This window comes from Caulobacter sp. S45 (assembly GCF_903642205.1).
Classification (GTDB): domain Bacteria; phylum Pseudomonadota; class Alphaproteobacteria; order Caulobacterales; family Caulobacteraceae; genus CAHJWH01.
The window spans coordinates 14,028-28,830 of sequence record NZ_CAHJWH010000022.1; the positions used below are offsets into that span (position 1 = coordinate 14,028).

10 protein-coding genes are annotated in these 14,803 nt (G+C 70.3%); 3 read left to right on the forward strand and 7 right to left on the reverse strand.

All coding sequences use genetic code 11. The features are described 5' to 3' along the window. Positions 1-41: 41 nt before the first annotated feature. The 3 genes from HUV06_RS04265 to HUV06_RS04275 all read right to left on the reverse strand — a co-directional run bounded on the left by HUV06_RS04265 (position 42) and on the right by HUV06_RS04275 (position 2,874). Entirely contained in the window at positions 42-815 is a 774-nt protein-coding gene (locus HUV06_RS04265) for a DUF4908 domain-containing protein (RefSeq protein ID WP_174300032.1), read from the reverse strand. A 93-nt stretch (positions 816-908) separates the two neighbouring features. Continuing rightward, a complete protein-coding gene (phbB, locus tag HUV06_RS04270; RefSeq protein ID WP_174300033.1) occupies positions 909-1,634 on the reverse strand; it encodes an acetoacetyl-CoA reductase in 726 nt (241 codons plus the stop codon). Between the two features lie 64 nt (positions 1,635-1,698). After that, positions 1,699-2,874, reverse strand: coding sequence for an acetyl-CoA C-acetyltransferase (locus tag HUV06_RS04275; protein WP_174300034.1), 1,176 nt, complete (start codon positions 2,872-2,874; stop codon positions 1,699-1,701). Between the two features lie 233 nt (positions 2,875-3,107). On the opposite strand from HUV06_RS04275, the gene phaR reads away from it, so the two are divergent. Further along, a complete protein-coding gene (gene phaR / locus HUV06_RS04280) occupies positions 3,108-3,773 on the forward strand; it encodes a polyhydroxyalkanoate synthesis repressor PhaR (protein WP_174300041.1) in 666 nt (221 codons plus the stop codon). A 108-nt stretch (positions 3,774-3,881) separates the two neighbouring features. Next, positions 3,882-6,761, forward strand: coding sequence for a pitrilysin family protein (locus tag HUV06_RS04285; protein ID WP_174300035.1), 2,880 nt, complete (start codon positions 3,882-3,884; stop codon positions 6,759-6,761). A gap of 211 nt (positions 6,762-6,972) precedes the next feature. Here HUV06_RS04285 and mfd read toward each other — a convergent pair whose 3' ends face one another. Further along, on the reverse strand, positions 6,973-10,461 hold the full coding sequence (mfd, locus tag HUV06_RS04290) for a transcription-repair coupling factor (protein ID WP_174300036.1): 3,489 nt from the start codon (positions 10,459-10,461) through the stop codon (positions 6,973-6,975). A 14-nt stretch (positions 10,462-10,475) separates the two neighbouring features. Next, the gene (locus tag HUV06_RS04295; RefSeq protein ID WP_174300037.1) at positions 10,476-10,769 is read right to left on the reverse strand and encodes a succinate dehydrogenase assembly factor 2; all 294 of its coding nucleotides are present in this window, start codon (positions 10,767-10,769) and stop codon (positions 10,476-10,478) included. 231 nt (positions 10,770-11,000) lie between these two features. On the opposite strand from HUV06_RS04295, the gene recG reads away from it, so the two are divergent. Further along, entirely contained in the window at positions 11,001-13,076 is a 2,076-nt protein-coding gene (gene recG / locus HUV06_RS04300) for an ATP-dependent DNA helicase RecG (protein WP_174300038.1), read from the forward strand. Between the two features lie 24 nt (positions 13,077-13,100). Here recG and HUV06_RS04305 read toward each other — a convergent pair whose 3' ends face one another. Together HUV06_RS04305 and kdsA are read right to left on the reverse strand one after the other, a co-directional pair. Further along, complete coding sequence (locus tag HUV06_RS04305; RefSeq protein WP_254600870.1) at positions 13,101-14,306, reverse strand: DUF3089 domain-containing protein; 1,206 nt, start codon at positions 14,304-14,306, stop codon at positions 13,101-13,103. A 5-nt stretch (positions 14,307-14,311) separates the two neighbouring features. After that, positions 14,312-14,803: 3-deoxy-8-phosphooctulonate synthase (gene kdsA / locus HUV06_RS04310; RefSeq protein ID WP_174300039.1), on the reverse strand; the 492-nt coding region annotated here is incomplete at its 5' end.

The following is a 14,803-nucleotide window of genomic DNA, read 5'->3' on the forward strand; positions in this document are numbered from 1 at the left end:
GTCGGGCCGACAACCTGGAGCTTAGCGCCTCTTGAACGTCGTCAATGACGCCAGATCGCCGCCGCGATCCGTTCCGAGGAAGGGCGGCCTGCCACGCCCATGTCCGGCGCCACGGTGATCTGCACCATCCGGCCGACCAGCACGGCCGCGGCGCCCGGCCCCTGCACGAAGCGCACCTTCACCACGTGCGAAGCCGCCGCATGACCGGGAGGGCCACGGCCGCTCACGTGCACGATGGCGTCGGCGGTGAGGATGAAGGCGTCGGCGAACAGCGGCTCTGAACCTGGAGAGACATTGGCGTCGGCGGCGTCGAAGACGATGATGTGCTGGACGGCGCGATTGGCCCTCGCCTCCGCCTGCAGCAGCACCTGGAACAGCGCCTCCGGGCCATAGATCTGGGCGGGCCGCAGCGACTGCACCGCGCCCAGGGGCGCGGCGGCCGTGCCGGCGGGAACGTCGGGAGTGAACAAGGTCAGGCCCCCCAGGCGCGTGGCGCGCAGCACCGCCTCCCCCACGTCGTTGCGGTAGATCACGTCCCCGCGAGGCCCCGGCGAGGCGGTCAGGGCCCAAAGCTCGCCGCTGTCGTCGAACTTGAGGACCGCACGGCGCCCTCCAGACCGATCAAGCACGAACCCTTCCCCACGCTCGGACTCATAGCGGGCGACGGCCGGCAGGGAGATGTCGGCCCCCAGCTTGGCGGCCGGACCGAACAGGAAGTCCCGCAGGCTGGCCGGCTCAGCCGCACTGGCGGAAGCATGGCAACAGAGCGCCAGGCCGAAGCAGGCGCCGGACACGACCCTTACACGCGAAAACATCACCGTCCGGATGGGAGCAGACTGGGGCGGATTTGGGACAGGGGCGTGCGGCGTTTAGGCCGTACGGCGCCTTGTGTCCAAGCCGCTACGCCCTCAGCCCAGCATGTACTGACCGCCATTCGCCGTCACCGTCGACCCGGTGATGAAGGCGGCGTCCTCGCGGGCCAGGAAGGCGACGCAGGCGGCGATCTCCTCGGCCCGCCCGAGCCGGCCGACAGGGATGGAGCCCACGATCTTGTCCAGCACAGTCTGGGGGATGCCGGACATCATCTCGGTGTCGATGTAGCCCGGCGCCACGGCGTTGACGGTGATCCCCTTGTTGGCCGTCTCCTGGGCCAGGGCCTTGGTGAAGCCGATCACCCCGGCCTTGGCGGCGGAGTAGTTGGTCTGCCCCATCTGGCCCTTCTGCCCGTTGACGGAGGAGACGTTGATGATGCGGCCATAGCCTCGCTCGCGCATGCCCTCGATGACTTGCCGGCTCATGTTGAAGATCGAGGCGAGGTTGACATAGATGACCTCGTTCCACTGCTGCGGCGTCATCTTGTGCAGCATGGCGTCGCGGGTGATGCCGGCGTTGTTCACCAGCACCTCGATCGGCCCGATCTTGTCTTCGACCTCCTTCACCGCGCGCACGCAATCGTCGAAGTTGCCGACATTGCCCTTGACCACCACGGCGCCGACCTCATCGGCGCAGGCCTTGGCGGCCTCCTCGTTGCCCGCATAGCCCACCGCCACCCGGAAACCGTCCGCCTTCAGGCGTTCGGCGATCGCCCGGCCTATGCCGCGCGTGCCCCCGGTGACGAATGCCGTTCTGGCCATCTCTCTTCCAATCCCAGTCGTTTGCAGCGGGTCTGGCGCCCGCGTGTGACCGCTCAACGCGCGATCAAGGTCTTTCGACGCAGACCGCCACGCCCATTCCGCCGCCCACGCAAAGGGTGGCCAGGCCCTTGGCGGCGTCGCGGCGCTTCATCTCGTAGAGCAGGGTCGTCAGGATGCGTGCGCCCGAAGCGCCGATCGGGTGGCCGATGGCGATGGCGCCGCCGTTCACATTGACCTTGGCGGGATCGAGCCCGAGCTCGCGAACGACGCAGAGCGACTGGGCGGCGAAGGCCTCGTTGGACTCGATCAGGTCCAGCTCCTCGAACGACCAGCCGGCCTTCTTCAGCGCCATGCGGCTGGCCGGGATGGGACCGGTGCCCATGATCTCGGGGTCCACGCCGGCGTTGGCCCAGCTGGCGATGCGGGCGAGCGGGGTGATGCCGCGCCGGCTGGCCTCCTCCGCCGTCATGATCACCAGAGCGGCGGCGCCGTCGTTCAGGCCAGAGGCGTTGCCCGCCGTCACCGAGCCCTGCTTGTCGAAGGCGGGTTTGAGCCCGGCCATGGCCTCGTAGGTCGAGCCGGGACGGATGTACTCATCCTTGTCGACCACCGTGTCGCCCTTGCGCCCGGCGATGGTGACCGGCGCGATCTCGTCGGCGAAGCGGCCGGCCTTCTGGGCAGCCTCGGCGCGGTTCTGGGAGGTTGAGGCGAACCGGTCCTGGTCCTCGCGGGTGATCTGCCAGCGCGAGGCGATGTTCTCCGCCGTGTTGCCCATGTGGTAGCCGTGAAAGGCGTCCCACAGGCCGTCCTTGATCATGGTGTCAACCATGCTGAGGTCGCCCATCTTGCGGCCGTTGCGCAGGTGCGCGGCGTGAGGCGACTGGCTCATGCTCTCCTGGCCGCCGGCCACCACCACGTCCGCGTCGCCGCCGGCGACCTGCTGGTAGGCCAGCGCGACCGCCCGCAGCCCGGAGCCGCAGAGCTGGTTCAGGCTCCAGGCCGGCGCCTCCACCGGCACGCCGGCCTTGATGGACGCCTGACGCGCCGGCCCCTGCCCCGCGCCCGCCTGCAGCACCTGGCCCAGGATCACCTCGTTCACCTCGGCGGCCTCGACGCCCGCACGCTGCAACGCCGCCTTGATGGCCAGGGCGCCGAGGTCGTGCGCCGGCAGGCCGGAGAGCGCGCCGTTGAAGGAGCCAACCGGCGTGCGCGCCGCCGAGGCGATGACGATGTCAGGCATTGAAGAGGTCTCCGGCTGGCCGAGACTTCAGGGCTGCGGCCGTTTGTCTTTGTCTCGCATAGGCGGCAGGCAGGGTCACGCCCTGTTTGAACCCGCCCATAGTGGAGGAGAGCGCTGGCGGACACGCCGCGTTGGTCACTATAGTGATCCTAGCGCCGCGCCAGGCAGATGGCTCAGACAGACGGCGATCAGTGGAGGTGAGCTTGGCGGAGACTGGCCCAAACGACGACAGGCTGGATCAACCTGCGCCGCCCCCCCAGCCGAGGGGCGACAGCGGTCAGATCGTCATCAAGAAGTACGCCAACCGGCGTCTCTACAACACCGGCTCCAGCTCCTACGTGACCCTGGAGCACCTGGCCGAGATGGTGAAGCAGGGCGTGGACTTTGTGGTCTACGACGCGCGCACCAACGACGACATCACCCGCCAGGTGCTGACCCAGATCATCTTCGAGGCCGAGAACTCCGGCCAGAACATGCTGCCGATCCAGTTCCTGCGCCAGCTGATCAAGCTCTACGGCCATCAGGTCCAGGCCTTCGTGCCGGGCTATCTGGAGATGTCGCTGGACGCCTTCGCCAAGCAGCAGGACACCCTGCGCGACCGGGTGGGCGGCGCGGTCGGCAGCGGCTTCGCCAAGCCGTCCTTCCCCGGCGGCGACGGCTACCGCCTGTTCGAGGAACAGGTGCGCCAGAACATGCTGCTGTTCGACAGGGCCATGAAGATCTTCACGCCATTCTCTTACGTCCGGCCTGAGGAGACAACCGGCCGAGCCGCCGCACCTCCTGCTCCTCCGACCCCTTCGACAGCGCCCGAAGATGGAGGCGTGGAGACGCTGGCCGAGATGAAGAGCCGTCTGGACGCGATGCAGCGCCAGATCGAACGGCTGGCGGGCAAAGGCTGAGCCCCCCGCGCCGCTGCAACGTCAAAAAGCCGGAATGGCGCGCCTAAGCGTTTGTGGCGCCCCCCAGGCGCTTCCTGATCGCACGCCGCCATCCAGTCCAGGTCCTGCATGCCCCGAACCTTTCGCCGGTCGCTCGCCGCCGGCGCCGCCCTGGTGCTTCTCCAGAGTTCCGGCGCTCCCGCAGCGCCCGCACCCCCGCCCGCCCTGCGCGACAAGGTCTGGCCACAGGGCTACAGCGACCTGCCGGCCGATCCGTCGGTGCGCTTCGGCGTGCTGCCGAACGGCATGCGCTATGCGCTGATGCACAACGAGACGCCCAGGGGGCAGGTGTCGCTGCGCCTGCGAATCGGCTCGGGCTCGCTGGAGGAGAGCGACGCCCAGCAGGGGCTGGCCCACATGCTGGAGCACATGGCCTTCAAGGGCTCGGTCCACGCGCCCAACGGCGAGATGGTCAAGATGCTGGAGCGGGTGGGCCTGAGCTTCGGCGGCGACACCAATGCGCGCACCGGCTTCACCGACACCGTCTACCAACTGGATCTGCCCCAGGGCGATCCGAAGACCCTGGACGTCGGCCTGACGCTGCTGAGCGATGTCGGGAGCGGCCTGCTGCTTCAGCCCAAGGCGCTGGACTCCGAGCGGGGCGTAGTGCTGTCCGAGGAGCGGCTGCGCGACACCCCGGACTACGAGGTGACCAAGCAGCGCCTGGCCTTCGAGCTGAAGGGCCAGCTCATCGCCGACCGGCTGCCGATAGGCAAGGTGTCTGTCATCCAGACCGCGTCGCCGGCCCTGGTTCGCGCCTTCTATGCCGCCAATTACCGTCCCGACCGGGCGACTCTGATCGCCGTAGGCGACTTCGATCCCGTGGCCATGGGCGGCGACATCCGGCGGCTGTTCGGCGGCTGGCGCGGCGTGGGCGCCGAGACGCCGCCGCCTGATCTGGGGGAGGTGGCGCAGCGCGGCGAGGCGATCCAGGTGATCGTGCGCCCCGGCGCCTCCCCTTCCCTGGTGATCACCTGGGCCAGCCCGCACGACGACGCCCCTGACAGTCTCGCCAAGGAGCGCCGCGGTTTCGTGGAGAACCTGGCCTTCGCCGCCCTGAACCGGCGCTACGAGCGGGCGGCGCACTCGGCCGATCCGCCGTTCCTGGGGGCCTCGTCCGGCCGCAGCGACCAGGAGCGTTCCGCCCGGCTGGCCGAGGTCCAGGTGATGTTCCGCCCTGCCCGCTGGCGCCAGGCGCTGCAGGCCGCCGCCATCATGCAGCGTCAGGCGCTGCAGTACGGCTTCAGCCAGGCCGAGGTGGACCGCGAGGTCACCGAGACCGGCGTGACGCTGCGCAACGCCGTCGCCGGCGCCGCGACCCGACGCACCCCCGCCATCGCCGAGGACCTGATCCGCTCCGTCGACAACCAGGAGGTGGCGACCTCTCCGGACGAGGATCTGCGCCTGTTCGGCCGGTTCACCCAGGGTCTCACCGCAGCCGAGGTGAGCCAGGCGCTCCGCGACGCCTTCAAGGGCTCGGGTCCGCTGGTGTCGCTGGCCACGCCGGAGCCGATCGACGGCGGCGAGGGCGGCCTGGCCTCCGCCTTCCACGTCGCTGAGACCGAGCCCGCCTCCCCACCCGCGGCGATCCGGACGCTGAGCTGGTCCCACACCCGCTTCGGTGCGCCGGGCTGGGTGGTGGAGACCCGCGCGGTCGCGGACCTCGGCGTCACCTTCGTCCGCTTCGCCAACGGCGTGAAGCTGACGGTGAAGCCCACCGCCTTCCGCAAGGACCAAGTGCAGGTCAGCGTCAACTTCGGCCACGGCCGGCTGGAGCTGCCGCGCGACCGCCTCGCGCCGGACTGGGCGACCTCGGCCTTCGTGACCGGCGGCCTCGACGACCTGACCTATGAGGACGTGCAGCAGGTGCTGGCCGACCGCACTGCGGCGGTGGGGCTGAGCGTCGGCGACGACGCCTACACCCTGGTCGGCGCCACGCGCCCGCAGGACCTGGATGTGCAGGCGCAGCTGCTGGCCGCCTACATGACCTCGCCCGGCTGGCGGCCCGAGGCCTTCACCCGCACACAGGGCCTCTTGAACGTGGCCCTGGCTCAGCTGTCGTCAACGCCGCAAGGGGTCGAGGCGCGGGATCTCCCCGCGCTGACCCACGACGGAGACGCCCGCTGGCGCTATCCCGAACCGGCGGAGGTGCGCGCTACCCGCTTGGACCAACTCAAGGCGCTCCTCGGTCCGGCGCTGATCCGCGGTCCGCTCGAGGTGGTGGTCACAGGCGACGTCACCGTGGACGCCGCGGTCAAGGCCATCGGCGCGACGTTCGGGGCGCTTCCGCCCCGCCTGCCCGAGGCCGTGCCGCCCGGCGAGGACCAGGTACGTTTCCCAACCGCCAGCCCCGCGCCGGTGACCCGCGAGCATCACGGGCGCGCCGACCAGGCCATCGCCTATATGGGCTGGCCGGCCACGGACCTGCTCTCCGACGCCCAGCGCGCCCGGCGCATCAACATCGCCGCGCAGGTGCTGCAGCTGCGGCTGACGGACCAGGTGCGCATCGCCGAGGGCGCCAGCTATTCGCCGGCCGCGGGCGCCAGCGAGTCCGACGTGTTCCCGGGCTATGGCCACATCTACGCCGCGGTGGAGACGCCGCCCTCCAAGGTCGCGGGCTTCTATGCCGACGTGGCCAAGATCACAGCCGACCTGCGAGCCCATCCGATCACGGCCGACGAGCTCCAGCGGGCGGTGAAGCCCCGCATCGAGTCCATCGAGCGCGCCCAGCAGACCAACGGCTACTGGTCCGCCATGCTCCACGACGCCCAGGACGATCCCCGACGGCTGGAGCTGATCCGGAGCTCGATCCCTGGATACCGGAAGATGACGGTGGAGGACGTGCAGGCCGCGGCGCAGACCTACCTGATTGACGCGAACGCTTGGCGGTTCCAGGTGGAGCCGGCCGCGGTCGCAGGGGCGCCGGTGCAGGCGAAAAGCGCACCTTAAGATCGCAACGTACCTTATCCTCCCCTGCGCAGCGGGGGAGGGGGACCACGCGCAGCGTGGTGGAGGGGGCTCGCGGCGCGCCGCGATCTCCGCGTGGCGGCCAACGAGCCCCCTCACCAGGCTTCGCCTGGTCCCCTCCCCCCGCTTCGCAGGGGGAGATGAGAACCCGCAGCCTCGGGCGCTCGAACTGCGTTTAGACGTGGAGACAGACTCACGCTGCCAGCGCCACCTTGGCCAGCTCGCCCAGTATCCGCTCAGCCGTCCCCAGCCGCGCATCGGCGTTCGACCAGTCGCCCTTGACCACCAGCTTCTGATCCGGCCGCAGCTTCCAATCCCCCACCCGCTTCTGCATCTGCGCGACCAGCCCCGCGGGATTGGGGAAGGTGTCTTCGCGGAAGGTGATCACCGCGCCCTTGGGCCCGACGTCCACCTTCGACACGTTGGCCTGGCGGCACAGGCCCTTGATGCCCACGACCTTCAGCAGGTGGTCGGCCTCCTGCGGCAGCGGCCCGAAGCGGTCGATCAGTTCGGCGGCCAGGGCCTCGCGGTCCTCCAGCTTCTCGGCATCCGACAGGCGGCGGTACAGCGCCAGGCGCACGTTCAGGTCCGGCACGTAGGCCTCCGGGATCAGCACCGAGGCGCCGGTGTTGATCTGGGGCGACCAGCCGCGGCCGGCCACCAGCTCCGACGCGCCGCCGGTGGTGCGCAGCTCGCTGACGGCGTCCTCCAGCATCTGCTGGTAGAGCTCGACGCCCACCTCCTTGATGTGGCCGGACTGCTCCTCGCCGAGCAGGTTGCCGCCGCCGCGGATGTCCAGGTCGTGGCTGGCGAGCTGGAACCCGGCGCCCAGGCTGTCCAGCGATTGCAGCACCTTCAGGCGCTTCTCGGCGGCAGGCGTCAGCGGCTTCTCCACCGGCGTGGTCAGGTAGGCGTAGGCCCGCGCCTTGGCCCGGCCAACCCGGCCGCGGATCTGGTAGAGCTGCGACAGGCCGAACATGTCGGCCCGGTGCACGATCAGGGTGTTGGCGGTGGGCACGTCCAGCCCTGATTCCACGATAGTGGTGGAGAGCAGCACGTCGTAGCGGCCGTCGTAGAAGGCGCTCATCACCTCCTCGAGCTGGATGGCCGCCATCTGGCCGTGGCCGACGATGAACTTCGTTTCGGGCACCTGCTCGCGCAGGAACTTCTCGATGTCCGGCAGGTCCGACAGGCGCGGGACCACGTAGTAGGCCTGGCCGCCGCGGTATTTCTCTCGCAACAGGGCTTCCCGGATGGTCACCGGGTCGTGGGGTGTGACGTAGGTGCGTACCGCCAGGCGATCCACCGGCGGGGTGGCGATGATCGACATCTCGCGGATGCCGGTCAGCGCCATCTGCAGGGTGCGGGGGATTGGCGTCGCGGTCAGCGTCAGCATGTGCACGCCGGCCCGGAGCGCCTTCAGCCGCTCCTTGTGCTTGACGCCGAAGTGCTGCTCTTCGTCAACGATCACAAGGCCCAAGTCTTTGAACTTCACCTGCTCTGAGAGGATGGCGTGGGTGCCGACCACGATCTCCACCTCGCCCGTCGCCAACTTGGCGCGGGCTTCGGCGGCCTCCTTGGCCGGCACCATGCGGGAGAGCTGGCGCACCTTGACCGGCCAGCCGGCGAAGCGGTCGGAGAAGGTCTTGAAGTGCTGGCGCGCCAGAAGCGTCGTCGGCCCGATGATCGCCACCTGCCGCCCGCTCATGGCCATGACGAAGGCGGCGCGGAGCGCCACCTCGGTCTTACCGAAGCCCACGTCGCCGCAGATCAGCCGGTCCATGGGCTTGCCGGAGCCGAGGTCGCCCAGCACGTCGGCGATGGCGTTCAGCTGGTCGTCGGTTTCCTCATAGGGAAAGCGGGCGCAGAACTCGTCGAACACGCCGGCGGGCGGGTCCACCTCCTCGGTGGTGTTCATCTCGCGGAGCGCCGCGATCTTGATCAGCCCCTCGGCCATGTCGCGCAGGCGCTGCTTGGCGCGGGCCTTGCGCGACTGCCACGCCGCGCCGCCGAGACGATCGAGCTGCACGCCCTCGCTCTCCGAGCCGTAGCGGGTGAGCAGGTCGATGTTCTCCACGGGCAGGTAGAGCCGTGTCTCGCCGGCGTAGGTCAGGTCCAGGCAGTCGTGCGGCGCGTCGGCCACCTGCAGCGTCTTCAGCCCCTCGTAGCGGCCGATGCCGTGGTCGATGTGGACCACCAGGTCGCCCGGCGAGAGCGAGGTCGCCTCGGCCAGGAAGTTGGACGCGCGACGGCGCTTGCGCGGCCGCGCCAGCCGGTCGCCCAAGATGTCGGTCTCGGAGATCACCGCCAGGTCGGCGGTCTCGAAGCCGGCCTCCACCGGCAGCACGACGCGCTGGGGCGGCTTGCCCTTGGCGCCTGGCACGCCATAGGCCTTGGCGTCGGCATAGTCCTTGGCGAAGCGGACCGACTTCAGGCCATGGTCGGCCAGCATGGTCCCCAGCCGCTCCGACGATCCGTCGGACCAGGAGGCGAACAGCACACGTTTTCCCACCCTGCCAAGAGCAAGGGCGTGGGCTGCAACCGCCTCGAACAGGTTGACGCTGTCCTGGGCCCGCTCGGGCGCGAAGCTGCGACCGGCCGCGGCCCCCATGTCCACGACAGCCGGCGAGGCCTCGCGCTTGAAGGCGCTGAAGCGGCGCACCGCCCGCACCTCCAGGGCCGCGTCCCAATCGGCGCGGTCCATGTAGAGGTTCGAAGGCTCCAGCGGCTTGTAGACCCCGCCGCCCTTGCCCTTGGCCTGTTCGGCCCGGGCCTCGTAGGCGTCGGTCACCAGGGCCGAGCGCTCGTCCAGCGACTCTTCGGCCAGGTTGTCCAGCGCGACTAGGGCGTTAGGGCCTAGGTAGTCGAGCAACGTCTCAAGCTGCGGATAGAACAGCGGCAGCCAGTGCTCCATCCCCGCGCGGCGCGAGCCCTCGCTGATGGAAGCATACAGCGGGTCGTCTCCCGGATTGCCGAAGGCGTAGACGTAACCCTTGCGGAAACGGGAGATCGAGTCCGGGTCGATCAGGGCCTCAGACACCGGCAGCAGGTCGATCGCGTGAAGCTGGCGGGTGGAGCGCTGGGTCTCCGGGTCGAAGGCTCGAATGCTTTCCAGCGTGTCGCCGAACAGGTCGAGCCGCACCGGCTCCTCGGCGCCCGGCGCAAACACGTCGATGACTCCGCCACGAATGGCGAATTCCCCACGCTCGGACACGGTCGAAGCGCGCACATACCCGTTCACGGCGAAGTAACGCTCCAGCTCCGCCACGTTCACATCCCGGCCCGTGCGCGCCTGGTAGCTGGCCTGGCGGATGGCCTCCCGAGGCGGCACGCGCTGCAGCACCGCCGGCAGCGTCGCCACCACCAGCAGCGGCCCCTCGGCGGGCTTGCGGGCGGCGAGCTGGGACAAGGCCGCCATCCGCGCCGCCGCAACGCTGGGCGACGGGCTGATGCGGTCGTAGGGCAGGCAGTCCCAGGCGGGGAAGCGCAGCACGCTCAGGCCCGGCTCGAAGAAGCTCAGCGCGCCCAGGAAGGCGTCGGCGCGCGAGGCGTCTCGGGCGACGAACAGCGTCGCATCCTTGCGGGTGCGGGCCAGCTCGGCGATCACCAGGGCGTCGAAGCCCTCCGGCGCGCTGGCGAGATCGAGCCGCCCCTTGGCGGTGGCGATCCGTGACAGGTCCAACGAAAACTCCGAGATCAGGCGGTGGCGGTGCGAGCCGCGAAGGCTTCGAGGCGGAAGGCGCGCAGTCGCTGCACCAGCGGCGTCTCCCACTCGTCAGGCGTGGGCTTCAGCCCCACGATCCAGCCGTAGAGGTCCTGGTCCGGCACGTCGAGCAGGCGCTCGAATTCATCAAGGGTTGCCGGCTCCAGCTCGGCGATGTGGTTCCGTGCGAACGGTCCCAGGATGAGGTCGGCCTCCAGGAAGCCCCGCCGGCTGGCGCGGAACGTCAGCTTTCGCAGGCGTGCGGCGTGGGCGTCGGTGTCCGGCATGGGCGCGATATAAGGCTGCGCGTGGAAGCACGCCAGCGACCTTGCCGCCTGGGGCGGTAAGCCGTAGCCGTGTGCCGCGGCGAGGCACGCCTCGACCTTCGACAGGCTTAGGATGAGGCGAATGAAGCGGGTGCACACAGCTCCGGGGAGAGGGTCCTGCTCCCTCAGCCCCGTCTCCCTGAAAACCTCATCCTGAGCCCGTCGAAGGACCAGGTTCAAACCCCACCCGTTATGCGCCCGGAAATCCTGTTCCCCCTGTTCGCCGACGTTGACGTGCTTAAGGGCCTTGGCCCCAAGCTCCGCCCGCTGGTGGCCAGGCTCGCGGGCGAGCGGGTGCGCGACCTGCTGTTCCTGTCGCCCACGGGCCTGGTGGACCGGCGCGTGCGGCGGATCGACGAGGTGCAGGAGGGCGAGGTCGCCACCCTGCGCGTGCGCATTGATGGACACCAGCCGCCGGGCCGGGCCGGTCACCCCTACCGTATCCGGGTGGCCGATGAGACCGGCTTTGCTTTCCTGAGCTGGTTCAAAGTGTTCGGCGACAGTCTTCAGCGCAGCCATCCAGTGGGCGCCGACCGCATCGCCAGCGGCAAGGCGGAGCGGTTCAACACCGAGCTGCAGCTGGTCCATCCCGACTACCTCGTGCCCCCGGAGCGCGCCGGCGAGGTGCCGCTGCACGAGGCCGTCTATCCCGCCACCGCGGGCCTGGCTGCGCGCACGGTGCGCCGGCTGGCTCTGGCGGCGCTGGAGCGTGCGCCTGAGCTGGAGGAGTGGATCGACCCCCACCTGCTGGCCCGCGAAGGCTGGCCGGCTTGGCGCACCGCTCTGGAAGCCCTGCATGCGCCGACGATGGGCGCAGACCTGCTGCCGGACGCTCCGGCCCGACGGCGGCTCGCCTATGACGAGCTGTTCGCCCATCAGCTCGCCATGGTCCAGCGCAAGGCCGAGCGACGTGCCGAGCCCGCACCAGCCGTTCCCGCCAGCGAGATGTCGCAACGGATGCAGGCCGCCCTGCCCTACCGGCTCACCGGCGCGCAGGCGCGCACCCTGGCCGAGATCGGCGGCGATCTGGCGCTCGGCCAGCGCATGTCGCGCCTGGTCCAGGGCGACGTAGGCTCGGGCAAGACGGTGGTGGCCATGCTGGCCATGGCCGACGTGGCGGCGGCGGGCGGCCAGTCAGTGCTGATGGCGCCGACCGAAATCCTCGCCCGCCAGCACTATGAGACGTTGCAGCGGCCGCTCAGCGACGCCGGGATCGGTGTGCTCCTGCTGACCGGACGCGACAAGGGGGCGGAGCGGCGCTCCAAGCTCGCGGCCTTGGCCTCGGGCGAGGTTCAGGTGGCGGTAGGCACCCACGCCCTGTTCCAGGACGAAGTCGCTTTCGGCGGCCTCCAGCTCGCAGTGATCGATGAGCAGCACCGCTTCGGCGTGTCCGAACGCAAACGGCTGCAGGCCAAGGGCGATGCGGTCCATCTGCTGGCCCTGTCCGCCACGCCGATTCCGCGCACCCTGGAGCTAACCCTCCACGGCGATCTCGACGTCTCGCGCCTGGACGAGAAGCCGCCGGGCCGCAAGCCGGTGGTCACCACCGCCGCCCCCACCTCGCGGATCGGCGAGGTCGTGGGCCGGCTGCGCCGCGCCATAGGCTCCGGCGCCCAGGCCTTCTGGATATGTCCTCTCGTGAGCGACTCCGAAGCGCTAGACGTGACGGCCGCCGAGGGGCGGGCGGAAGACCTGACCCGGGCCCTGGGTCCCGGCGTCGCCCTGGTGCACGGCCGCATGCCGCCAGGTGAGAAGGACGCGGTGATGGCCGCCTTCGCCGCCGGCGAGGTGTCGGTGCTGGTGGCGACGACGGTGGTGGAGGTCGGCGTCAACGTGCCCGCCGCCACCATCATGGTCATCGAGCACGCCGAGCGCTTTGGCCTCGCCCAGCTTCACCAGCTCCGCGGGCGGGTTGGACGGGGTGCGGACGCCAGCGCGTGCCTCCTGCTCTATGATCCGCCGCTGAGCGCCACGGGCCAGGCGCGGCTTGAGGTTCTCCGCGAGACGGAGGACGGTTTCCTGATCGCGGAGAAGGACTTGGAGCTGCGCGGCGGCGGCGACCTGCTCGGCGCGCGCCAGAGCGGCCTGCCCGACTACCGCTTCGCCGACCCCGCCGCCCACCGTGACCTGCTGCCGCTGGCCGCCAAGGACGCCCGCGCCCTGCTCGCCCGCGACCCGAAGCTGGAGAGCGCACGCGGGCAGGCGGCGCGGGTGCTGCAGCACCTGTTCGACTGGCAACCGGACGGCGACTGGTCGGCAGCGGGATAGCGCATTACGGCTGGCGACGGAGGCCTAGTCGATGCGGTGCACCGCGACGCCCCCAACCGCCTGAGAAGTTACGATTGGCGGCGCGGCCGTCCGGAGGGGCGCCCCGCCGCCCCAGGCCGCGACCCGCGCCTGCGCGTCAGCCTCCACATCGGCGTAGAAGAGGTTGAACGGCGCGAGCCTTCTTCGGCGGAAGAGGCCGCCTGTCGGCTGGAGCGACGGAGCCAGGGGCGCAGTCACGTGGAGCAGGCCGGCGTGGCACGCGGCGGAAATCTCATGCGCGAGGAAGGCCGGCCGGGCGCCCCATTCCAGCCCCGTGGCGTTGGCGGCCCCGCGGCTCACCTTCGCAGTGGCTGCGGGCTGGTCGGTCCCCCCGGTCAGGGGGTTCACACATACGGTCGGCCGGCCACGCAGGTCGGTAAGCCGTCCATCGGGCGTCCAGGTCAGAGCGCGAGCGAGCCGCCGCTCCCCTCTTCTCGGATCGGCGGCCGGGACCGAGGCCCAGGCCACGGTGCACCCGGCCTCCGCCCGTTCGCGGCATGCCGCCATAGGGCCGGTCGCCGGCAGAGCGTCGGCGGCCACGATCGTGTCCATCAAATATACTCCGGCGATGCGCTTCACCACGGCGGGATCGCGCAGCACGCGCTCCTGCAGCAGGCGAAGCGCCAGGCTTCCCCCCTGCCCTACGCCAGCTATCAGGATCGGCCGGTCGGCTGCGTCCTGCGCCAGCATGGCGTCGAAAGCGCGGCGCACGTCGCCATAGGCGAAGCGGCGGGCGTCGCGGGCGTCGTCGCGCAGCGTCAGGTAGGCGAACAGGCTGGCGGCCCGGTAGCGCGGCGCGAACAGCCGCCCTACCCGCTGGAACGGCCCGGCATAGTTGGGCAGCACCACCCGCTGCAACAGCGCCTCCGCCTCAGGGTCACGGATCGGCGCGTTCCACTCCCGCCCGCCCGCATAGGCGGTGGGATGGATGAAGAAGATGTCCGCCGCAGGATCTGTCGCCGCCGCGTGGGCGGAATTTGCGGGCCGCAGCAGCCAAGCGGAGGGCGCGGCATAGTCCGGCGCAGGCGGCGGCCTGTAGGTCGGATAGGGCTGCTTGGGGTCCAGCATGGTGCGCCAGATCTCGCCGCGCCAGACGTAGGCGCAAAGCACGAGCACTCCGGCCGCCAGGGTGGCGAGCAGAGCCGCACCCGCCTTGACCCGCCGTCCGGCGGTGCTGGCGGCCGGCCTCACCGGCCTCAGGCCGCACGCCGTTTGGCCAGAGTGTCGAAGGCTAACAGCTCGGCCATGAGGGGCTCGAAATCCCTCAGCGGCACCATGTTCGGACCGTCCGAAGGCGCATGTTCGGGATCGGGGTGGGTTTCCAGGAAGACGCAGGCCACGCCCACCGCAACCGCCGCCCGGGCCAGCACCGGCACGTACTCCCGCTGGCCGCCGGAGCTTGCGCCCTGGCCGCCCGGCTGCTGGGCGGAGTGGGTGGCGTCGAACACCACCGGGCAGCCGATCCGCGCCAGCTCCGGCAGGGCTCGCATGTCGGACACCAGCGTGTTGTAGCCGAAGGAGACGCCGCGCTCGCAGGCCAGAACGTTGGGATTGCCGGCCTGGGTGATCTTGGCGACCACGTTCTTCATGTCCCAGGGCGCCAGGAATTGGCCCTTCTTCACGTTGACGGGCTTGCCCGTGGCGGCCGCGGCCAGCAGCAGGTCGGTCTGGCGGCAGAGGAAGGCGGG

What these genes read in the sequence shown, in the direction of transcription:
- HUV06_RS04265 (WP_174300032.1), bottom strand. Translation starts at nt 815, where the DNA reads ATGTTTTCGCGTGTAAGGGTCGTGTCCGGCGCCTGCTTCGGCCTGGCG.
- phbB (WP_174300033.1), bottom strand. Translation starts at nt 1,634, where the DNA reads ATGGCCAGAACGGCATTCGTCACCGGGGGCACGCGCGGCATAGGCCGG.
- HUV06_RS04275 (WP_174300034.1), bottom strand. Translation starts at nt 2,874, where the DNA reads ATGCCTGACATCGTCATCGCCTCGGCGGCGCGCACGCCGGTTGGCTCC.
- HUV06_RS04285 (WP_174300035.1), top strand. Translation starts at nt 3,882, where the DNA reads ATGCCCCGAACCTTTCGCCGGTCGCTCGCCGCCGGCGCCGCCCTGGTG.
- HUV06_RS04295 (WP_174300037.1), bottom strand. Translation starts at nt 10,769, where the DNA reads ATGCCGGACACCGACGCCCACGCCGCACGCCTGCGAAAGCTGACGTTC.
- recG (WP_174300038.1), top strand. Translation starts at nt 11,001, where the DNA reads ATGCGCCCGGAAATCCTGTTCCCCCTGTTCGCCGACGTTGACGTGCTT.